This window comes from Pseudomonas sp. 18058, assembly GCF_902706155.1.
GTDB classification, from domain to species: Bacteria; Pseudomonadota; Gammaproteobacteria; order Pseudomonadales; family Pseudomonadaceae; genus Aquipseudomonas; species Aquipseudomonas rustica.
Genome location: NZ_CACSJY010000002.1, coordinates 210,495 through 229,028 on the forward strand (window position 1 = coordinate 210,495; position 18,534 = coordinate 229,028).

At 58.7% G+C, this 18,534-nt stretch carries 24 protein-coding genes; 15 read left to right on the top strand and 9 right to left on the bottom strand.

The features are described 5' to 3' along the window. Positions 1-19 precede the first annotated feature (19 nt). The 4 genes from GVL50_RS02120 to GVL50_RS02135 all read left to right on the top strand — a co-directional run bounded on the left by GVL50_RS02120 (position 20) and on the right by GVL50_RS02135 (position 2,219). Entirely contained in the window at positions 20-256 is a 237-nt protein-coding gene (locus GVL50_RS02120; protein ID WP_159811579.1) for a glutaredoxin family protein, read from the top strand. Between the two features lie 165 nt (positions 257-421). Continuing rightward, a complete protein-coding gene (locus GVL50_RS02125) occupies positions 422-739 on the top strand; it encodes a transcriptional regulator (protein ID WP_159811580.1) in 318 nt (105 codons plus the stop codon). A 71-nt stretch (positions 740-810) separates the two neighbouring features. Further along, positions 811-1,701, top strand: a complete 891-nt coding sequence (locus GVL50_RS02130) for a pseudouridine synthase (RefSeq protein WP_159811581.1) — start codon at positions 811-813, stop codon at positions 1,699-1,701. 209 nt (positions 1,702-1,910) lie between these two features. Next, positions 1,911-2,219 carry a hypothetical protein gene (locus GVL50_RS02135; protein ID WP_003226820.1) on the top strand — a complete coding sequence of 103 codons (309 nt, stop codon included), beginning with the start codon at positions 1,911-1,913 and terminating at the stop codon, positions 2,217-2,219. Positions 2,220-2,223: 4 nt separating this feature from the next. Here the strand turns inward: GVL50_RS02135 and greB are convergent, their stop codons facing one another. From greB to GVL50_RS02150, 3 genes are read right to left on the bottom strand one after another with little or no spacing between them, the layout of a single operon-like run. Next, entirely contained in the window at positions 2,224-2,721 is a 498-nt protein-coding gene (greB, locus tag GVL50_RS02140; protein WP_053122307.1) for a transcription elongation factor GreB, read from the bottom strand. Positions 2,722-2,755: 34 nt separating this feature from the next. Next, on the bottom strand, positions 2,756-5,260 hold the full coding sequence (locus tag GVL50_RS02145; protein ID WP_159811582.1) for an ABC transporter permease: 2,505 nt from the start codon (positions 5,258-5,260) through the stop codon (positions 2,756-2,758). After that, positions 5,260-5,943 (bottom strand): ABC transporter ATP-binding protein, encoded by a 684-nt coding sequence (locus tag GVL50_RS02150; protein WP_159811583.1) that lies wholly within the window; start codon positions 5,941-5,943, stop codon positions 5,260-5,262. Before GVL50_RS02150 ends, GVL50_RS02145 begins: the two co-directional genes overlap by 1 nt. 10 nt (positions 5,944-5,953) lie before the next feature. Between GVL50_RS02150 and GVL50_RS02155 the strand changes: the two genes are divergently transcribed. The 3 genes from GVL50_RS02155 (at position 5,954) to GVL50_RS02165 (ending at position 8,018) form a co-directional block, all read left to right on the top strand. Continuing rightward, entirely contained in the window at positions 5,954-6,559 is a 606-nt protein-coding gene (locus tag GVL50_RS02155) for an arylesterase (RefSeq protein WP_053122303.1), read from the top strand. Positions 6,560-6,616: 57 nt separating this feature from the next. Continuing rightward, a complete protein-coding gene (locus GVL50_RS02160) occupies positions 6,617-6,910 on the top strand; it encodes a hypothetical protein (RefSeq protein ID WP_007908575.1) in 294 nt (97 codons plus the stop codon). Between the two features lie 136 nt (positions 6,911-7,046). Next, positions 7,047-8,018: a L,D-transpeptidase family protein gene (locus GVL50_RS02165; protein ID WP_159811584.1), complete on the top strand. Its 972-nt coding sequence runs from the start codon at positions 7,047-7,049 to the stop codon at positions 8,016-8,018. A gap of 126 nt (positions 8,019-8,144) precedes the next feature. Here the strand turns inward: GVL50_RS02165 and oprI are convergent, their stop codons facing one another. Beyond that, a complete protein-coding gene (gene oprI / locus GVL50_RS02170) occupies positions 8,145-8,396 on the bottom strand; it encodes an outer membrane lipoprotei OprI (protein ID WP_003199355.1) in 252 nt (83 codons plus the stop codon). 636 nt (positions 8,397-9,032) lie between these two features. Between oprI and GVL50_RS02175 the strand changes: the two genes are divergently transcribed. Next, positions 9,033-9,314 carry a GNAT family N-acetyltransferase gene (locus tag GVL50_RS02175; RefSeq protein WP_003226804.1) on the top strand — a complete coding sequence of 94 codons (282 nt, stop codon included), beginning with the start codon at positions 9,033-9,035 and terminating at the stop codon, positions 9,312-9,314. 60 nt (positions 9,315-9,374) lie between these two features. Here GVL50_RS02175 and GVL50_RS02180 read toward each other — a convergent pair whose 3' ends face one another. Beyond that, a complete protein-coding gene (locus tag GVL50_RS02180) occupies positions 9,375-10,451 on the bottom strand; it encodes a 3-deoxy-7-phosphoheptulonate synthase (RefSeq protein ID WP_053122298.1) in 1,077 nt (358 codons plus the stop codon). 130 nt (positions 10,452-10,581) lie between these two features. Then, on the bottom strand, positions 10,582-11,025 hold the full coding sequence (locus tag GVL50_RS02185) for a PilZ domain-containing protein (RefSeq protein WP_053122296.1): 444 nt from the start codon (positions 11,023-11,025) through the stop codon (positions 10,582-10,584). Between GVL50_RS02185 and GVL50_RS02190 the strand changes: the two genes are divergently transcribed. The 5 genes from GVL50_RS02190 to cysB all read left to right on the top strand — a co-directional run bounded on the left by GVL50_RS02190 (position 11,024) and on the right by cysB (position 14,988). Beyond that, a complete protein-coding gene (locus tag GVL50_RS02190; RefSeq protein WP_159811585.1) occupies positions 11,024-11,410 on the top strand; it encodes a co-chaperone YbbN in 387 nt (128 codons plus the stop codon). The genes GVL50_RS02185 and GVL50_RS02190 overlap by 2 nt on opposite strands. Continuing rightward, the gene (locus GVL50_RS02195; RefSeq protein WP_053122292.1) at positions 11,407-12,363 is read left to right on the top strand and encodes a putative 2-dehydropantoate 2-reductase; all 957 of its coding nucleotides are present in this window, start codon (positions 11,407-11,409) and stop codon (positions 12,361-12,363) included. The genes GVL50_RS02190 and GVL50_RS02195 overlap by 4 nt, the downstream gene beginning before the upstream one ends. A gap of 30 nt (positions 12,364-12,393) precedes the next feature. Continuing rightward, a complete protein-coding gene (locus GVL50_RS02200) occupies positions 12,394-13,299 on the top strand; it encodes a 5'-nucleotidase (RefSeq protein ID WP_053122291.1) in 906 nt (301 codons plus the stop codon). A gap of 98 nt (positions 13,300-13,397) precedes the next feature. Continuing rightward, positions 13,398-13,901, top strand: a complete 504-nt coding sequence (locus GVL50_RS02205) for a universal stress protein (RefSeq protein WP_053122288.1) — start codon at positions 13,398-13,400, stop codon at positions 13,899-13,901. A 112-nt stretch (positions 13,902-14,013) separates the two neighbouring features. Beyond that, the gene (gene cysB, locus GVL50_RS02210; RefSeq protein ID WP_007908591.1) at positions 14,014-14,988 is read left to right on the top strand and encodes an HTH-type transcriptional regulator CysB; all 975 of its coding nucleotides are present in this window, start codon (positions 14,014-14,016) and stop codon (positions 14,986-14,988) included. Positions 14,989-14,997: 9 nt separating this feature from the next. On the opposite strand, the gene GVL50_RS02215 is transcribed toward cysB, so the two are convergent. Both GVL50_RS02215 and GVL50_RS02220 read right to left on the bottom strand, forming a co-directional pair. Next, positions 14,998-15,480: a GreA/GreB family elongation factor gene (locus GVL50_RS02215; protein WP_159811586.1), complete on the bottom strand. Its 483-nt coding sequence runs from the start codon at positions 15,478-15,480 to the stop codon at positions 14,998-15,000. A 2-nt stretch (positions 15,481-15,482) separates the two neighbouring features. Then, entirely contained in the window at positions 15,483-15,893 is a 411-nt protein-coding gene (locus tag GVL50_RS02220; RefSeq protein WP_053122285.1) for a hypothetical protein, read from the bottom strand. 124 nt (positions 15,894-16,017) lie between these two features. On the opposite strand from GVL50_RS02220, the gene earP reads away from it, so the two are divergent. Beyond that, a complete protein-coding gene (earP, locus tag GVL50_RS02225; RefSeq protein ID WP_159811587.1) occupies positions 16,018-17,160 on the top strand; it encodes an elongation factor P maturation arginine rhamnosyltransferase EarP in 1,143 nt (380 codons plus the stop codon). A gap of 48 nt (positions 17,161-17,208) precedes the next feature. Then, the gene (locus GVL50_RS02230; protein WP_007908599.1) at positions 17,209-17,778 is read left to right on the top strand and encodes an elongation factor P; all 570 of its coding nucleotides are present in this window, start codon (positions 17,209-17,211) and stop codon (positions 17,776-17,778) included. Between the two features lie 144 nt (positions 17,779-17,922). Here the strand turns inward: GVL50_RS02230 and GVL50_RS02235 are convergent, their stop codons facing one another. Continuing rightward, positions 17,923-18,342: an organic hydroperoxide resistance protein gene (locus GVL50_RS02235; protein WP_034155242.1), complete on the bottom strand. Its 420-nt coding sequence runs from the start codon at positions 18,340-18,342 to the stop codon at positions 17,923-17,925. Between the last annotated feature and the right edge of the window lie 192 nt (positions 18,343-18,534).

An 18,534-nucleotide genomic window follows, 5' to 3' on the forward strand; every position in this document is an offset into this window, starting at 1 on the left:
TTTTGTGGTCGAGCCCATCATGCCTCCTGAATGTCAGCTGTTCGGCACCCTTGGATGCCATTTGTGCGAATTGGCCGAAGCCGAGCTGATGCCTTTTGTCGAGCACGGTTTGCTGGTGGAACTGGTCGACATTGCTGACGACGAGTCGTGGTTCGAGGCTTACAGCCTGCGCATTCCAGTGCTGCGCCGCATCGACACCGGCGCGGAATTGGGCTGGCCGTTCAACGCTGATCAGGTTGTGGCGTTCCTCCAATAGTCGGTTTTCTGCATCCTCTCCGCCGGTCGCGACCGCGCATCCATTCCTTGGCAGTTTGCCAAATATTCGGTTACTGTATGTTCATACAGTAATTGGGTTGGCCTGCTGCATTCTGTGTTTTTTGCAGGGTGTGAGCAGGTGAGCCGGACGTCAGAGGGATGAACCGTGGTCAATGTCGAACAGTTGAAGAACAGCGTGAACCGGATGTCGGTTGACGTGGTGCGCGAGGCCGTCGCCGAATTGCGCCTCGACGGCTTGGTCACGGAAGGCAAGACGCCCTTCAATAAAGTCCATTTCAATACGTGCTTTGCCGAGATCGAGGCGCTGTTTCAGCGTGCCGGTTATCACAAGCAACTCGACGTAGTCGGTTATCAGGGCTTGCTCTACGCCTTGTATGACCCGGGTCGCTGGGAGGCGGTCGAGGTGTTGCGCTGGCTCAAGGAGTTCACTGATGCGGCGGCGCTCAAATCGATTCCGGCGTGAGGATTCTGCGCTAGGTTCGTTTCCCTCAGTGTTGGATAATGCCGGCCTGCACTGAGGGTTAGAATTTTCGTATGTCCACATCTCCATTTTCCGCTGCACACAATCAGGCCAGCACCCTGTATCTGCCACCGGGTTCCTGGTCGACGGTGCTTGATTGCCTGTGCGAGCACTTCCGGGCCATTGGCCGCGAGCAGTGGCTGGATCGTATCGCCCGTGGCCGAGTGCTCGACGGTAATGGTCAACCGATCTCGGTGGATCTGCCGTACAAGGAAGGTCTGCGCATTCACTACTTCCGTGAAGTGCCGGACGAGAAACCGATCCCGGTGGTCGAGTCGATTCTCTACGCCGACGAACACTTGGTGGTGGCGGACAAACCGCATTTCCTGCCAGTGACCCCGGCTGGCGAGTACGTCGAACAGACGTTGCTGCGCCGCTTGATTCGGCGTCTGGACAATCCGCATCTGGTGCCGCTGCACCGCATCGACCGGCACACCGCCGGGCTGGTGATCTTTTCGGCTAATCCGCAAACGCGCTCGGCGTATCAGTCACTGTTCCCGACCCGGCAGATCGACAAGCGCTACGAAGCCATCGCGCCAGCGCTGCCTGAGCTGAATTTCCCGTTGGTGCACAAAAGTCGTCTGGTCGATGGCGAGCCGTTTTTCCGCATGCAGGAAGGGCCGGGCGTCAGCAACACGGAAACGGCGGTCGAAGTTCGCGAGAAGAACGGCGATCTGTGGCGTTATGGTTTGTACCCGGTCACCGGCAAAAAACATCAACTGCGTGTGCACATGAGCGCATTGGGCGCGAGCATCTGCAACGATCCGTTTTACCCGGATGTGTTGAAAGACGTTGAAGATGACTACACCAATCCGCTGAAACTGTTGGCGCAGGGCCTGCGCTTCATCGACCCGGTCACTGGCGAGGAGCGCGAATTCGAAAGCCGCATCACCTTGCAGTGGTGATGTCGCTTATAGCTGCTGATTCTTGACACTGTACGGTCACGTTATCTAGCATGTGTTTATGCGCCGATTTAAACAGCTACTTGCGGGGCGCCAGGTGACTTCAACAGTTGCCGTCAGAAGCCGGAACAGGGCTTCGAAATACCGCTAAAGCGCTGGTTCGGTGTTGCCTCTCACCTGCCATGCAGACTTTTGAGGCAGAGACACGACCAATGAATGCACTACGCCCTCCTGCACGTCCCGCGCCGATCACCGCGCATATCACTCAACGCAACCCGAAAATCCTGCTTGGCGGCAAACATCAGCCGACGCTGTTGCGTTATCTCGATGGTTGGCCACGCCGCAGCGGCGGCCCTGCCGCATTCCTGATCCAGTTTGTCGAAGACGGCGAGTCGCTGGCGCGGTTTGCCAGTGACAGTTTTGATCTGGCAGTGATTCAGGCGCCAAGCGCGGAAGACGCGCCGGAAATGATCAAGCAACTGACCCGCGTTGCGCGGCAAGGCCTGATCACCCGCCGCTGATTTTTCAGAGATATTCGATCGCCACGATGTAGACGAACTGTTCTCCGGTCGGCGTTTGCACGCGCACCTCTGCGTCCAGCGCCTTGCCGATCAAGGCGCGGGCCAGTGGCGAATCGATGCTGATCAAACCGAGTTTCAGATCCAGTTCATCGGGGCCGACGATGCGGTAACGCGATTGCTTGCCGTCTTCGTCCTCGATCGTGACCCACGCACCGAAGTAAACCTTGTTCGGGTCGCTGGGTTTTTCGCTGACCACCTTGAGTGCTTCCAGACGTTTGGTCAGAAAGCGCACGCGGCTGTCGATCTCGCGCAGCATCTTCTTGCCGTAGGTGTATTCGGCGTTTTCAGAGCGATCACCTTGCGCCGCAGCCTCGCTGACCGACTGCGTCACCTGCGGGCGACGCACATGCCACAGCTCATGGAATTCGGCACGCATCCGCGCTTCACCTTCGGGGGTGATCAGCGCGGTGCCAGCGGGGCGGGGAGGGCGGTAACGACTCATGGCAACTTCTTGTGGTTAAGTCCGCTGGAGTCTATCAACCCTCGCGCAACACTGTCAGCGGACTTGCGTTGAGCGCCCGGCGCGTACCGAATACACCGGCGCCACCGATCAGCGCCGCGCCTATCAATGGCAGCACCAACAACCATGGATGCGGATGCCACGGCAGGTCGAAGGCGTAGCGATAGAGCACCAGACTCACCACTTCCGAACCGATGGCCGCGAGCAAACCGCTGACCGCGCCGAGCAAACCGAACTCGATGCGCCGCGCCTTGATCAGCAATTGCCTTTCCGCGCCCAGCGCACGCAACAACGCGCCTTGGCGAATACGTTCATCCAGCGTCGCTTGCAGGCCGGAAAACAACACCGCCATTCCCGCAGCCAAAACAAACAACAACACATATTCCACGGCCAGGGTGACTTGGGCGAGGATGCTGCGCAGCTGTTCGAGCAGGGCTTCGACCTGCAGGATGGTCACCGCCGGGAAGGCGCGCGACAGCTCGACAATCTGCTGATCATGACCCGGTGCCAGATAGAAGCTGGTCAGGTAGGTCGCTGGCAGATCTTTCAAGGTGCCGGGCTGGAAGATCATGAAGAAGTTCGGCTGGAAGTTATCCCAGTTGATCTCGCGCAGGCTGGTGACCTTCGCTTCACGATTGACCCCGCCGACAGTGAACACCAGATGATCGCCAAGCTTCAGTTTCAGACTCTCTGCAACTTTACCTTCGACCGACACACCGGGTACGTCGTCCGACGGTTGTCCGCTCCACCATGACCCTGCGGTGATTTTGTTACCAGTGGGCAAATCGGCAGCCCAGGTCAGGCTCAGGTCGCGTTGTATCGCACGATCCCCCGCCGAATCCTTGCTGACGATCTGCTGTACCGGATCGCCGTTGATGCTGATCAGTCGGCCCGGCACTACCGGATACAGCGGCGCCGCTTGGGCTGACACATTGATCAGGTGATCGCTGAACGCCTGTTTATCGGCGGGCAGAATGTTCAGGGCAAAGTAGTTAGGGGCATTTTTCGGCAACTGGTTTTGCCAAGTGTCGAGCAGTTCGCCACGCAGTAGCGCGATCAACGCCATCGACAACAGGATTAAACCGAAGGCCAGCGATTGACCGGCGGCGGCCAAGGGATGACGCAGCAACTGGCCCAGACCCAGGCGCCACGGCAGCGAAGCGCGGGCGAGCATCCGGCGCAGACTTTTCAGCAGTAAGAGCAGCAAACCGCCAAGCACCAGCGCGGCAACCACACCGCCGCCGAGCAAGGCAAATGTCAGCAGCAGATCCAGACTCAAACGCCACATGATCAGACCGAGTGCGCCGAGTGCCACGCCATAAACCATCCAGGTGCTCGACGGAATAGGCAGCATGTCGCGACGCAACACGCGCAGCGGCGGTACGCGACCCAGTGCCGCGAGCGGCGGCAGGGCGAAACCGGCCAAGGCTACGAGCCCGGTGCCGATCCCGGCAATCGCCGGAAACAATCCGCCCGCAGGTACATCGCTCGGCAGCAAATCATGCAGCAGTGCGAACAAGCCCAACTGCGCCAACCAACCGAGCAGCGCACCGCTGAGGGCAGCGAGCAAGCCAAGTACGGTCAGTTGAATACTGAACAGCAGCATGGTTTCCCGGCGCGACAGTCCGAGGCAGCGCAGTAACGCGCTGGCATCGAAACGGCGGCTGGCAAAACGGTTCGCCGACAACGCCACTGCTACACCGGCCAACAGCACCGCGACCAGACTGGCCATGTTCAGATAACGTTCAGCCTTGCCTAGCGCGCCACCAATTTGCCGGTTACCGTCGCGGGCATCCTGAATGCGCTGATTGGCCGCAAGGCCCGGTTTGATCAGTTGCCGATAGGTTTCCAGCGCCTGCGGCTCACCGCGCCACAGTTCGCGATAACTCACCCGGCTGCCCGGTTGCACCACGCCGGTGGCGGCGAGGTCGTCGAGGTTGATCAGTACCCGTGGGGTCAGGCTATAAAAGTTGCCGGCGCGATCCGGTTCGTAAGTCAGGATGCGGGTCAGCTTCAACGTCTTCATGCCGACGTCGATGCTGTCGCCGATCTTCAGATCCAGCGCTGTCAGCAAGCGTGCTTCGACCCAGGCTTCGCCGGGCTGCGGTTCGCCGCCGATGTCTTCAGGCGCGAAGGGTGCCGGTGCACTTTTCAGTTCACCGCGTAATGGATAGGCGCGATCGACGGCTTTGATGCTCGACAACTGAATGCCGTTGTCGGTGGCGATGACGCTGGAGAACTCCACGACTTGCGCATGATTCAGGCGCAACTCGGTGCCGCTTTTGATTTGCTCCTCGCGGGCCGGTGAGCTGCCTTCAAGCACCAGATCGGCGCCGAGAAACTCGGTGGCGCGCAACATCATCGCGCCGTTCAAACGTGCGCCGAAGTAGCCGATGGCGGTACTGGCCGCCACGGCCACCACCAATGCAAAGAACAACACGCGCAATTCGCCGGCGCGGGCATCGCGCATTAATTGGCGAATGGCGAGACTGAACAGACGCAACAGCGGCAAACGTGCCATCAAGGCTCCAGAGGGGCGACCAACAGCCCGGCTTCAAGACGGATCAGGCGCCGGCAGCGATGGGCCAGGCGTTCGTCGTGGGTCACCAGCACCAGGGTGGTGCCGCGCTCCTTGTTCAACTCGAAGAGCAAGTCGCTGATGCGCTCGCCGGTGTGGCTGTCGAGGTTGCCGGTGGGTTCATCGGCGAACAGCACATCAGGCTCGGCGGCAAACGCTCGGGCAATCGCTACACGCTGCTGCTCGCCACCGGAGAGCTGGCGCGGCGAGTGGGTCAGGCGCTGGCCGAGGCCGACGCGCTGGAGCAATTCGGTCGCACGCTCACGCGCATCTTTGCGGCCATCAAGCTCCAGCGGCAGCATGACGTTTTCCAGCGCATTGAGGCTGTCGAGCAATTGAAACGATTGAAAGACGAAACCGACGTGCTCGGCGCGAATGCGTGCGCGCTGGTCTTCATCGAGATTGCTCAGGCTTTGCCCGGCGAGGATGACTTCGCCGCTGCTCGGCAGGTCGAGGCCGGCGAGCAGGCCGAGGAGGGTGGATTTGCCGGAACCGGACGCGCCAACGATGGCCAGGCTGTCGCCCTTGTTCAGTTCCAGGCTGAGTTCGTGCAGGATAGTCAGTTCACCTTCCGCGCTGGGAACCACTTTGCTGAGGTTCTTCGCGGTGAGAATGCTTGAGCCCATGGAGAATCCGATGCGTGTGTGGTTTTTGAGTGCTGGCCTGGCCGTTATGTGCATGGCCCAGAACGCAGCGGCGGGTACTGTCCTGATCGTTGGCGATAGTATCAGCGCCGGTTTCGGGCTGGATACCCGCTTGGGGTGGGTGTCGTTGCTCGAACAACGGCTCAAACAGGAGGGTTTCGACGATAAAGTCGTCAATGCCTCGATCAGCGGCGACACCAGTGCCGGAGGCCAGGCGCGCCTGCCGGCGCTGCTTGCAGAGCATAAGCCGGAACTGGTGATCCTCGAACTGGGCGGCAATGATGGCTTGCGCGGAATGCCGCCAACTCAATTGCAACAAAATCTTGCCTCGATGATCGACAGCTCGCGCCAGAGCGGCGCCAAGGTGTTGTTGCTCGGCATGCAACTGCCGCCCAACTACGGCAAGCGTTACACCGATGCTTTCGCCGAGGTCTACGGCAAACTCGCCGACGATAAAAAGATCCCGCTGGTGCCGTTTTTCCTCGACGGCGTCGGCGGTCATCCGGACTTGATGCAGGCCGATGGATTACACCCGGCGGTCGGGGCGCAGGGCAAGTTACTGGAAAATGTCTGGCCGACGCTAAAACCGCTGTTATGAGGCTTTTCTAAGGGCAGGCTTTCGGCTAATGTGGCGCCCCCTTATTCGGAGCCCCAGATGTCGCGTTCTGCCTGGTCCCTGTTTGCCTACCAACTGATCGAGCCTGACGAGCAGCTGGATCTGTTCGCCTGCCAGGAAGTGCGGGTGCATTTGGTGACGCGTCAGCTCGAACTCGGTGGCTCGGCTGATCGAACCCTGTGCGGCAGCCTGCTGCCGGCGCAACCGCGCTGGTCGAGTGTTGATCGCCGGGTGTTTCAGGATCAGCGTCTGTGCTCGCTGTGCCGGGCGATTCTGGAGTCGCAGAAGCGTGGCACGTCGCCGATCTGGCCGGAGCTGCGTTTCGAGCTTTAGGGTCAAAAGATCGCAGCCTGCGGCAGCTCCTACATGAAGAGTTTCGCCAGCCTATCGGGCTGTCTCCCCGAATACTCTAGGTGCGGTGTACAATCGCGCTCTTATACCCTTGTTGATCATGCGAAGGATTTTCCGGATGTTGCCGCGCTTGCCTGCCGTCACCCGCTGCCTGTCACTTGCCGCCCTGTGTGTGGCCGGTCCCGTTGCTGCATTGGAGTTTCCCCTGCCACCGCCCGGTGAAGACATCATCGGTCAGGTGCAGGTGATCAAAGCCAAGTACGAAGATACCTTCGCCGATCTGGGCACGACCTACGATCTGGGCTATTCGGAAATGGTCGCGGCCAACCCGGGCGTCGATGCCTGGTTGCCGGGCGCCGGCACTGAAATCGTCTTGCCGACCCGTTTCATTCTGCCGCCGGGCCCGCGCGAAGGCATCGTGATCAACCTCGCCGAGTACCGCCTCTACTACTTCCCGAAGGGCAAGAACGTGGTTTACACGTTCCCGCTGGGGATTGGCCGTGAAGGTTGGGGTTCGCCGATCGCGCACACCACCATCACCGCGAAGACGCCGAACCCGACCTGGACGCCGCCAGCGTCGATCAAGGCTGAGCACGCCGCTGATGGCGATCCGCTACCGAACGTCGTGCCGGCCGGCCCGGACAACCCGTTGGGGCCGTTCAAGTTCAACCTCGGCACGCCGGGTTACCTGATTCACGGTTCGAACAAGAAATTCGGTATCGGCATGCGTACCAGCCACGGTTGCTTCCGCATGTTCAACAACAACGTGCTGGAAATGGCCAGCATGGTGCCGGTCGGCACGTCGGTGCGCATCATCAACGATGCCTACAAATTCGGCAGCAGTGGCGGCAAGGTGTACCTGGAAGCGCACACGCCGATTGACGACAAGGGCAACCCGTCGGTGGTCGACAAACACACGGCGGTCATCAATGCGATGCTCAAGCGTGAAGACGTCACCAGTAATCTGCGGGTGAACTGGGATGTAGTGCGCGATGTGGTCGCCGCTGAAGATGGTCTGCCGACAGAAATCGGCACGCCGAGTGCGTCGGCGCCGATTGTCTCGAGTGCGCCGATCGATCTGCAGCAGTAAGCTGGCGATCAAGAACCCGTCGATGCCAAAAGCGTCGGCGGGTTTTTTATTGCCCGGACAAAAGTACCAGGCACAAAAAAGCCGATCCAGACATCGGATCGGCTTGATAACAATCCCGAAGGACTATTACTTGCGGCTAGCTTTGTCCAGCATGCGCAGAGCACGCTCGTTAGCTTCGTCAGCAGTCTGTTGTGCTTTTTGAGCAGCAGCCAGAGCTTCATCAGCTTTACGGTAAGCTTCGTCTGCACGAGCCTGGGAGCGAGCAGCTGCGTCTTCAGTAGCGGTCAGACGTGCTTCGGTTTCTTTCGATGCGCTGCTGCAACCGGTAGCCAGAACTGCGGCCAGAGCCAGAGCAGAGAATTTCAGAACGTTGTTCATCGTGTTCCCCTTCAAGGACTTTCAATTAAGTGACTGTCTCCTCCGATTGAGGAAATAGCCGGCGTACATACTACCCATTACTTGTAGTAAGTAAACTGACGTAGCGCAAGATGCAAAAAAAATTGTAGGCGTTGATTCTTTTTCGAGCAACTTTTAACTGCGCTGTTTAAAAAATAAACAGCTACAAGCCCCGCGCTGAGCGAGTTAATGGGAAAAAGTTCCCGTTGTGATGGTTGTTTTTGCAGTCTTGGCTAAAGTCTGTCTATATCAATTCGTCCATACTTTCATTGCGATTTTGCGTGGTGCATCACCTATCTTTATGTTTCTTGAGGTGACTTTAAAAAAGGCTGCACGTCTTAAGTCTCAACATCCGGCAATGTTCAGGTGAGCGGCCCGGGAAGATCTTCTCCCACGCCACCCCTGCGTCCATCGGAGCAACCCCCGTCAACTGGCTTGATGACGAGCGCACCTTGAGCATTTTTGCCAATGGTGCCTACTATTTATCAGGTGCTCGGTTGCGCGAGATCGGTGTGGCTCTTCTCGGTGTCCAACAGGCACGGGGTGGCGTAGATGTTCCTTCGCCGGAAAAACATCGGTAAGGTAGGGGTCGGAATTCAAGACCCGCGAGGAGTAGTGATGAGCGAGGCGTTGTCCATCCACCATGACCAGGCTGGTCATCAGTTCGAGACCAATGTGGACGGTCATCGTGCCTATCTGACCTATATGGATCTGGGGAAACAGACCCTGGATATCTATCGCACGTTCGTGCCCAACGCCCTGCGTGGCCGAGGCATAGCGGCAGCGCTGACCGAAAGCGCGCTGCAGTACGCCGAAGAAATGGGCTACACGGTGATCCCGTCGTGCTCCTACGTCGAGCGCTATATGGAGCGCCACCAGCGCCGCGCCGCGAAGATCTGAATCGCACACACAAAAACGCCGGGCATTGCCCGGCGTTTTTTTATGCCTGCGAAACCTCGATCAGTTGCGCTGACGTTTCGGCAGCACGTCTTTGAGCTTGGCGTGCATGCTGCGCAGGGTGGTCTCGGTGGCCGACCAGTCGATGCAGGCATCGGTGATCGACACGCCGTATTGCAGATCGGCGAGGTCTTTCGGAATCGCCTGGCAGCCCCAGTTCAGGTGACTTTCGACCATCAGGCCGATGATCGACTGGTTGCCTTCGAGGATCTGGTTGGCGACGTTTTCCATCACCAGCGGTTGCAGGGCCGGATCCTTGTTGGAGTTGGCGTGGCTGCAATCAACCATCACGTTCGGCTTGATCTTGGCTTTGTTCAGCGCCTGCTCGCACAGGGCAACGCTGACCGAATCGTAGTTCGGCTTGCCGTTGCCACCGCGCAGCACGACGTGACCGTAGGCGTTGCCTTTGGTGGTGACGATCGACACGCCACCTTCCTGGTTGATACCGAGGAAGCGGTGCGGGCTGGAGACTGACTGCAAGGCGTTGATCGCAACCGTCAGGCCGCCGTCTGTGCCGTTCTTGAAGCCGACCGCCGAGGACAGGCCGGAAGCCATTTCACGGTGAGTCTGCGATTCAGTGGTGCGCGCGCCGATGGCCGACCAACTGATCAGATCCTGCAGATACTGCGGGGAGATCGGGTCGAGGGCTTCAGTGGCGGTCGGCAGGCCTTTTTCGGCCAGATCCAGCAGCAACTGGCGACCGATGTGCAGGCCGTCCTGAATCTTGAACGAGTCGTCCAGGTACGGATCGTTGATCAGGCCTTTCCAGCCGACGGTGGTGCGCGGCTTCTCGAAATACACGCGCATGACCAGATACAGGGTGTCGGAGACTTCCTCCGCCAGCACCTTGAGGCGATCGGCGTATTCGTGGGCAGCCTTGATGTCGTGGATCGAGCACGGGCCGATCACTACGAACAGACGGTGGTCGGTGCCATCAAGAATGTTGCGAATAACTTCGCGGCCCTTGGTGACGGTGCGCAGGGCGGCGTCGCTCAGAGGGATATCACGCTTGAGCTGATCAGGAGTGATCAGGGTCTCGTTAGAGGCGACGTTTAGGTCGTTGATCGGTAAATCAGCCATCGTTTACTCGTCAGGTCACGGGTGCCGGCCGCCAGCGATCCCCGCGCGGCGGAGCACAGCAGATTTAAGCGCGTCGGGGAGCGGAACCTTAGCGCGTAAAGCGCCTGCTCGACAATGGGCAAAAGGTGCTTTAGTCCAGCGCTGGCTGCGCAAAAGCCTTGCGCACGCTGTCATGGGAGAACTCATCGGCGTGTTGCTCGACCCATTGCAGGGCCACAGCCTGAATTTCCTGCAGATCATCGTGGGTTTCGTTCATGCGGCAGTAGCGCTCGATCTGACACACCTGCTCACCCATTCGTGCGCTGAACAGCGTCTGCTCATCGGTAAAGGCGATGCCCACCAGATAACCTTTTTTACGCCGCAAACACCACGCCACGTAGCCCGGATAACAGATGTCGGTGTTGAGCGTCGGCATGCGCACTTGCAGCGCCGTGCCATGGCGCCAGGCACGGTGGTAATTGCAAGCGATGCCGCCGAGGCTGATAGTGTGCAGCTGTTGCCTGGAAATACATTCAGGCTTGAGCAAGGTTAATTCAACCGGCACCTCGTCCGGATGAGGAATGAAACGTCCCATGAGCACAGACTCCCTGTGTCGGCCATTTGACATTGTTTCCCCCAGTATAGTGGTCGAATCCGAACTGACCGATTTCGACGCCGACCAACGGCTGCTGGCGATGAGCGGCGTTTCGCTGGTGATTTTCACCAGTGTCGGCTGCGCGAGTTGCCGCTATGCCCGCGAAGTATTGCCGGGGATGGCGCTGGCGGCCGATCGCTTGTGCTGGATCGACGCCGGCGACAACGGTGGCTTGGTCGAGCGTTATCAGGTCTTTCATTTGCCGGCGCTATTTGTAGTGCGCTACGGCGAGTTCTTTGGGGCTGTGCACGCACGCCTGACCGCCGATGCACTCAACGAAGCATTGGCGCAGGCGCTGGGTCGAATTGCAGAGGAGTTGCCATGATGGCGGCAGTGAATAAGCCGGTGATCGGGATTATTGGTACCGGCGCAATCGGGGGATTTTACGGTGTGATGCTGGCGCGGGCCGGTTTCGATGTGCACTTTTTGTTGCGCAGCGAATTCTCGGCAGTCGCCGAGCGCGGTTTGCAGGTGAACAGCGCGGTGCATGGCCAGATGACGTTGAACCCGGCGCAAGCCTATTCGTCCGCTGAAGACATGCCCAAGTGTGACTGGCTGCTGGTGGGCGCAAAAACCACCAGCAACGCTGATCTGGCGCCGGCAATCATTCAAGCCGCCAAGCCGGATGCGAAAGTGCTGTTGCTGCAAAACGGTCTGGACGTTGAAGACAGTTTGCGCCCGCTGTTGCCTGATTCGCTGCATCTGCTCGGTGGTCTGTGCCTGATCTGCGTGCATCGCGAGGGGCCGGGTCTGGTGACGCATCAGGCGCTCGGCGCAGTCAACGTCGGTTATCACAGCGGCTCGGCGATTGATGATGTTGCGCGTATGGCGATCGTCGAGCAGGGCGCCGAGCTGTTCCGTACCGCCGGTCTTGATTCGCAAGCGATGCCCAATCTGCACCAGGCGCGCTGGCAGAAACTGGTCTGGAATATCCCTTACAACGGTCTCTCGGTATTGCTCGGCGCGGGCACCACGCCGTTGATGGCTGATGCCGACAGCCGCGCGCACATTCAGGCATTGATGGCCGAAGTGGTTGAGGGCGCCAAAGCCTGCGGCCACGACATGCCGCCCGGTTACGCCGGTTTTCTGTTCACGATGACCGAGAAAATGCCCGACTACTGGCCGAGCATGTACCACGATTTTTTACACAAGCGTCCGCTGGAACTCGAAGCGATCTACGCTCGACCACTGGCGGCAGCGAAAGCGGCAGGCTGTGACTTGCCGCGTATCGAAGCGCTGTACCGCAATTTAAGCTTTATCGACCGACGCAACGTTTAGGTCGGTTTTTTGTAAGGGGCGGGGGAACGCATGGCCAAGAACATCGATGACAAACTGGTGCTGGCGATTTCGTCGCGGGCCTTGTTCGACCTGAGCGAGAGCCACAAGGTGTATCTGTCGAGCGGCGTCGAAGCCTATCGGCAATATCAGATCGAACACGAAGACGAGATTCTCGCGCCCGGCGATGCCTTCCCGCTGGTGGAAAAACTCCTGGCACTCAACAGTCGCCTCGGCCGCGCGCGGGTCGAGGTGATTCTGGTGTCGCGCAACAGCGCCGATACTGGCCTGCGCGTGTTCAACTCGATTCACCATTATGGGCTGGCGATTTCCCGCGCGGCGTTTGTCGGCGGACGCAGTCCTTATCCGTATCTGAAAGCCTTTGGTTGTGATTTGTTTCTGTCGACCCACGCCGAGGATGTGCGTGCGGCGCTGGATGCTGGTTTTGCGGCAGCAACCATTCTGTCCGGTGGCGCCAGCCGTGCCGCCAGCGACGAATTGCGCATCGCCTTCGATGGTGATGCGGTGATTTTTTCCGACGAGTCGGAGCGTGTGTATCAGTCCGGCGGGCTGGAAGCGTTTCAGGCCAAGGAGCGCGAATCAGCCCGCGAACCGTTGCGTGGCGGCCCGTTCAAAGGCTTTCTGGCTGCGCTCAATTTGCTCCAGCGCGAATTCCCCGATGACGATTGCCCAATCCGCACGGCGCTGGTTACCGCGCGTTCGGCACCGGCGCACGAGCGGGTCATTCGCACGTTGCGCGAGTGGGATATTCGTCTCGACGAATCGTTGTTTCTCGGCGGTCTGACCAAATCGGCGTTCCTCGAAGCGTTCGCCGCTGACGTGTTTTTCGACGATCAGGCCGGGCATTGCGAGGCTGCCCGCGAAGTGGTTGCCACCGGCCATGTCCCCCACGGCATCAGCAACGAACCAGCGGTCTAAAGCCCAAACGGTTCAAGACGTTGCGCCGCACGTCGTAGTCGCCAAGGCACTGCTAAGCTGAATCAAATCTCCGCCATGTTGGCTTGCGAGGAGGTCATATGATTCGTTCGATGCTGTATGCCACTGACCTCGGTCTGTACGCACCGTTGGTGATGCAGCATGCCCTGGCGTTGGCGCGAACATTCAATGCTGACCTGTACGTGGTGCACGCGGTGGAGCCGATGGGGCTGTTCGCCGAATCGGTGTTGCAGAGCTATCTCGATGAGCAGGCATTGAACGAATTTCATAGCCAAGGTCTGAAAACAGTCATCGCCAATATCGAGCAGCGGGTGCTGGAAAGCTTTCGTGAAGAATTGGGCGATGAAGGCGAACAAGACTTGCAGCGCATTCGCGCAGTGCGCGTGCTGCAGGGTGATCCGTCACAGGTGATTCTCGACCAGGTGCAGAAACTCTCTGTCGACTTGCTGATCGTTGGCAGTCATAGCCATGGGGTTGGCGCGGAAACGCCGTTGGGGCGAACGGCGGCGCGGGTTCTGCAGTTATCGAAGGTGCCGGTTTATCTGGTGCCGCTGGTTGAGCGTCGGCGCAGTGAGGATCGCTGAAGCAGAATAATGGCACTTTGACAAAAAAGTTCTAGATTTATTCTTCAAACCATTAATATAGTTATATACCGTCGCTGATGCCCGTGGCGTCTACCTGCTTTGAGGGATACATATGAAGCTTCAACAATTGCGCTACATCTGGGAAGTGGCGCACCACGACCTCAACGTTTCCGCTACAGCCCAAAGCCTTTACACCTCGCAACCGGGCATCAGTAAACAAATCCGTCTGCTGGAAGACGAACTCGGCGTTGAAGTGTTTGCCCGTAGCGGCAAGCACCTGACCCGCGTCACCCCGGCCGGCGAGCGCATCATCACCACCGCCGGTGAGATTCTGCGCAAGGTCGAAAGCATCAAGCAGATCGCTCAGGAATTCTCCAACGAGAAGAAGGGCACCCTGTCGATCGCCACCACGCACACCCAGGCGCGTTATGCCTTGCCGCCGGTGATCAGCAATTTCATCAAGCAATACCCTGACGTCGCATTGCACATGCACCAGGGTTCGCCGATGCAGATCGCTGAAATGGCCGCTGACGGCACCGTCGATTTCGCGATTGCCACCGAAGCGCTGGAACTGTTCGGCGATCTGGTGATGATGCCGTGCTACCGCTGGAACCGCTGCGTGGTCGTGCCGCAGGGTCACCCGCTGACCAAGCTGCCGAAGCTGACTTTGGAAGCACTGGCCGAATACCCGATCGTGACTTACGTGTTCGGGTTCACCGGCCGTTCGAAACTCGACGAAGCCTTCAGCCATCGCGGCCTGACGCCGAAAGTGGTGTTCACCGCTGCCGACGCCGACGTGATCAAAACTTACGTACGTCTGGGTCTGGGCGTGGGCATCGTCGCGAAAATGGCAGTCGACACCAAACTCGACAACGACCTGGTAGTGCTGGACGCCAGCGAGCTGTTCGAGTCGAGCATCACCAAGATCGGTTTCCGTCGCGGCACCTTCCTGCGTGGTTTCATGTGCGACTTCATCGAGAAGTTTGCGCCGCACCTGACCCGCGAAGTGATGGCCAAAGCCATTCAGTGCCACAACAAGCAGGAACTGGAAGAACTGTTCGACGGCGTCGAACTGCCGGTTCACTGATCCGTTGAATCAGAGCACCTCGGTGACAGCAAACTGTTGCCGGGTGCCCGCCACCAGAATCTCCACCTCATCACCTGCGCACTTGCCCAGCAGACTTTTGCCCAGCGGCGAGCGCGGGGTGATGACGGTAATCGGCTGACCGACCACGTCGACTTTCAGGCCTGCCGCATCCGGCGCCAGAAACAGCCATTGCTCGCGACCCTTTTCATCCTCCAGACCGAGCAGGGCGCCGACTTCGATGCCGCGATTTTCATCGTAGGCACGCAGCGTCAGGTTCTGGCACAGCGCCAGTGACTGGCGAATTTCCTCGACCCGTTTCGCCTGACCCGCCGCCAGATACGACGCTTCCAGTCCCAACGTGTCGTACTTGTTTTCGGCGATGTTCTCTTCGTGAGTCGCGGTTTCGTAAGCGGTTTGCGCCGCACGTTCGGCGATGTCGAGGTCGATGCGCAGCTTGTCGAGAATCAGTTGGTGGACGGTATGCTTGTTCATGGTCAATCGCAGAATTGCAAAACGTTGGCGCGGGATTTTTCGCTTGGAGCCGTCTGATCTTGCTGCAGCCAGAACTGGCAGTTGGGGTTCGACTGATTGCGGCTGCTGTTGCGCGCCTGATCCAGACGAGCCTGCTGTTCATTTTTGCGCAGGTTTTCTTCGTACTGCTGGAACAGTTGGCTTTGCGGCGGAATGTCCGGCTGAACCGGAATCGCCGCTGGTGGTTTGGCGACTTGCTGAACGGCTTGAGCGACCGGCGCCAATTGTTCAGCGAACAGAAAACGGGAAAGCACCCAGCAAGTCAGCGCGATGGCGAGAAAGCCTAGCCACATGCCCAAAGCAATGCTGCCGGTCAGGCGCAGCGCACTAAGCTGAACAGGCAAGGGGCGACGCGGGTTTGGGCGGTAGGGCATGGCTGCCTCCTGGCGGATGATGACGGGCGAGCGGCGATTGTCGCACGAAGATTAATCGCCGTCGGCTCTTCTGCGCGAGGTGATTTATGCGGACAATTGCAGCTTTTGCCAACGGGAGTCTTGAATGTCGGAACTGAAACCCCGCTGGGATATTTTCTGCACCGTGGTCGACAACTATGGCGACATCGGCGTGACCTGGCGTCTGGCTCGGCAATTGGTCGCTGAGCATGCTTTGCCGGTGCGCTTGTGGGTCGATGATCTGCGTGCGTTTGAGCGTATCTGTCCCGAGATTGATATCAACGTCGCGCAGCAATTTCAGCAAGGCGTTGAGGTGCGGCACTGGCCGAGCGAGTGGCTGCACACCGAGGCGGCCGATGTGGTGATCGCTGCGTTTGCCTGTCAGCTGCCGAGTGATTACATGGACGCCATGGCCGAGCGCGAGAAGCCGCCGCTGTGGATGAACCTTGACTATCTGAGCGCTGAAGACTGGGTGATCGGTTGCCACGGGCTGCCGTCGGTCAAATACAAAACCGTGCAGAAGTTCTTCTTTTTTCCGGGATTCCAACCAGGGACAGGCGGTTTGCTGCGTGAACGCGGATTGCTGGAACGTCGTAGGCAATTTCAGCAGGACGCCCTGGCGCAGCGAACATTCCTGCAAGGTCTGGGGATTGATCGCGCCGAGGGGGCGCAACTGATCTCGCTGTTTGCCTACGAGAACGCAGGGCTGGCCAGTTGGCTTGATGTGTTGGCGGCGGACAGTCTGCCGACGCATCTGTTGGTGCCGGAAGGGCGCGTGCTGGGTGATGTCGCCCAGTGGCTGGACGTGGAAACGCTGAGTGTCGGCGCGATTCATGTGCGCCAGTCGTTGACCGTGCAAGTGCTGCCGTTCGTCCGACAGGATCAATACGATCAGCTGCTGTGGTGCTGCGATTTCAACGCAGTGCGTGGCGAAGATTCGTTCGTGCGTGCGCAATGGGCGGGGCGGCCGATGCTCTGGCACATCTATCAGCAGGACGAAGATATACATCTGGACAAGCTCGACGCCTTCCTCGCGCTTTACACAAAAGGCTTGTCGCCGGCCGCTGCTGAGGCGATGAACGGTCTGTGGCGGGCGTGGAGTGCCGGTCAGCCGATCGGCGAACACTGGCTGGCAAGCCGCAAACACTGGCCAGAACTGCAGGAAAATGCGCAAAAATGGTGTCTGGAACAAGGCTTGCAGGCCGATCTTGCCGCAGCGCTGGTACAGTTTTACCTAAATTGGATATGATACGCGGCCTAGATTTTTGTAAATCCCATCCAAATTCGGATATTCGCAATGAAAACTGGTAAAGAACTGAAACCCGGTACCGTGATCCGTCTCGAAAACGATCCTTGGCTGGTTCAGAAAGCTGAATTCACCAAGTCGGGCCGTAACAGCGCGATCATGAAGACCAAGCTGAAAAACCTGCTGACCGGTTACAAGACCGAGATCGTTTACAGCGCTGACGACAAACTGGACGACGTAATCCTCGACCGCAAAGAAGCGACCCTGTCCTTCATCAGCGGCGACACCTACACGTTCATGGACACCACTGACTACACCATGTACGAGCTGAACGCTGAAGACATCGAAGCCGTTCTGCCTTTCGTTGAAGAAGGCATGACCGATGTTTGCGAAGCGATCTTCTTCGAAGAGCGTCTGGTTTCCGTAGAGCTGCCGACCACCATCGTGCGCGTAGTTGACTACACCGAAGGTTCGGCTCGTGGCGACACTTCCGGCAAAGTCATGAAGCCAGCCAAACTGGCTAACGGTACTGAGCTGCAAGTTGCTGACTTCATCGAAATCGGTGACAAGATCGAAATCGACACCCGCGAAGGCGGTTCCTACAAAGGCCGTGCTAAATAAGCACCGGTTTTTGCGGAAAGAAAAAGCCCGACCATTGAGTCGGGCTTTTTTGTGTCTGAAAGAAAGATCAAAAGATCGCAGCCTGCGGCAGCTCCTACAGGGATCGGTGTAGGAGCTGCCGCAGGCTGCGATCTTTTGCTTTGTTTACACAGTGACGTGCAAGCGGACGTCGACATTGCCACGGGTGGCGTTGGAGTACGGGCAGACCTGGTGCGCGGCGTCGACCAGCGATTGCGCGTCGGCTTGTTCCAGGCCGGGCAGGCTGATGTGCAGATCGATGTCCAGACCAAAACCGCCGGGGATCTGACCAATGCCGACGTGGGCGGTGATCGACGCGTCATCCGGGATCTTGCGTTTGGTCTGGCTGGCGACAAATTTCAGTGCGCCGATGAAGCAGGCCGAGTAGCCAGCGGCAAACAGTTGCTCAGGGTTGGTCGCCGCGCCGCCAGCACCGCCGAGTTCTTTCGGGGTGGCGAGTTTGACGTCGAGGATGTTGTCGCTGGAGATCGCGCGACCATCACGGCCGCCAGTGGAGGTTGCGATTGCGGTGTAGAGAGTTTGCATGGTGAGAGCCTCGTAGGGTGTGGTGTGTTGCGCTAATTGTTTGCGCGCTAAGTAAGTGCCGAGTGAATGTATCGCACGAATATTTAGCGCGCAATATAAATTTTAAAAAAATGATTCGCGTTGATTGGCTGAAACACTTGTAGGAGCTGCGGCACGCTGCGATCTTTTGATCTTAAAAACCCAGGTCAAAAG

Bases quoted from the DNA above. Each gene is read 5' to 3' on its own strand.
- GVL50_RS02175 (WP_003226804.1), top strand. From the start codon at position 9,033: ATGAGCGAGGCGTTGTCCATCCACCATGACCAGGCTGGTCATCAGTTC.
- GVL50_RS02200 (WP_053122291.1), top strand. From the start codon at position 12,394: ATGGCCAAGAACATCGATGACAAACTGGTGCTGGCGATTTCGTCGCGG.
- GVL50_RS02230 (WP_007908599.1), top strand. From the start codon at position 17,209: ATGAAAACTGGTAAAGAACTGAAACCCGGTACCGTGATCCGTCTCGAA.
- GVL50_RS02155 (WP_053122303.1), top strand. From the start codon at position 5,954: ATGCGTGTGTGGTTTTTGAGTGCTGGCCTGGCCGTTATGTGCATGGCC.
- GVL50_RS02120 (WP_159811579.1), top strand. From the start codon at position 20: ATGCCTCCTGAATGTCAGCTGTTCGGCACCCTTGGATGCCATTTGTGC.
- GVL50_RS02130 (WP_159811581.1), top strand. From the start codon at position 811: ATGTCCACATCTCCATTTTCCGCTGCACACAATCAGGCCAGCACCCTG.
- GVL50_RS02205 (WP_053122288.1), top strand. From the start codon at position 13,398: ATGATTCGTTCGATGCTGTATGCCACTGACCTCGGTCTGTACGCACCG.
- GVL50_RS02195 (WP_053122292.1), top strand. From the start codon at position 11,407: ATGATGGCGGCAGTGAATAAGCCGGTGATCGGGATTATTGGTACCGGC.
- GVL50_RS02150 (WP_159811583.1), bottom strand. From the start codon at position 5,943: ATGGGCTCAAGCATTCTCACCGCGAAGAACCTCAGCAAAGTGGTTCCC.
- earP (WP_159811587.1), top strand. From the start codon at position 16,018: ATGTCGGAACTGAAACCCCGCTGGGATATTTTCTGCACCGTGGTCGAC.
- GVL50_RS02135 (WP_003226820.1), top strand. From the start codon at position 1,911: ATGAATGCACTACGCCCTCCTGCACGTCCCGCGCCGATCACCGCGCAT.
- greB (WP_053122307.1), bottom strand. From the start codon at position 2,721: ATGAGTCGTTACCGCCCTCCCCGCCCCGCTGGCACCGCGCTGATCACC.
- GVL50_RS02145 (WP_159811582.1), bottom strand. From the start codon at position 5,260: ATGGCACGTTTGCCGCTGTTGCGTCTGTTCAGTCTCGCCATTCGCCAA.
- GVL50_RS02190 (WP_159811585.1), top strand. From the start codon at position 11,024: ATGAGCACAGACTCCCTGTGTCGGCCATTTGACATTGTTTCCCCCAGT.
- GVL50_RS02180 (WP_053122298.1), bottom strand. From the start codon at position 10,451: ATGGCTGATTTACCGATCAACGACCTAAACGTCGCCTCTAACGAGACC.
- GVL50_RS02220 (WP_053122285.1), bottom strand. From the start codon at position 15,893: ATGCCCTACCGCCCAAACCCGCGTCGCCCCTTGCCTGTTCAGCTTAGT.
- GVL50_RS02160 (WP_007908575.1), top strand. From the start codon at position 6,617: ATGTCGCGTTCTGCCTGGTCCCTGTTTGCCTACCAACTGATCGAGCCT.
- GVL50_RS02235 (WP_034155242.1), bottom strand. From the start codon at position 18,342: ATGCAAACTCTCTACACCGCAATCGCAACCTCCACTGGCGGCCGTGAT.
- oprI (WP_003199355.1), bottom strand. From the start codon at position 8,396: ATGAACAACGTTCTGAAATTCTCTGCTCTGGCTCTGGCCGCAGTTCTG.
- GVL50_RS02215 (WP_159811586.1), bottom strand. From the start codon at position 15,480: ATGAACAAGCATACCGTCCACCAACTGATTCTCGACAAGCTGCGCATC.
- cysB (WP_007908591.1), top strand. From the start codon at position 14,014: ATGAAGCTTCAACAATTGCGCTACATCTGGGAAGTGGCGCACCACGAC.
- GVL50_RS02165 (WP_159811584.1), top strand. From the start codon at position 7,047: ATGTTGCCGCGCTTGCCTGCCGTCACCCGCTGCCTGTCACTTGCCGCC.
- GVL50_RS02185 (WP_053122296.1), bottom strand. From the start codon at position 11,025: ATGGGACGTTTCATTCCTCATCCGGACGAGGTGCCGGTTGAATTAACC.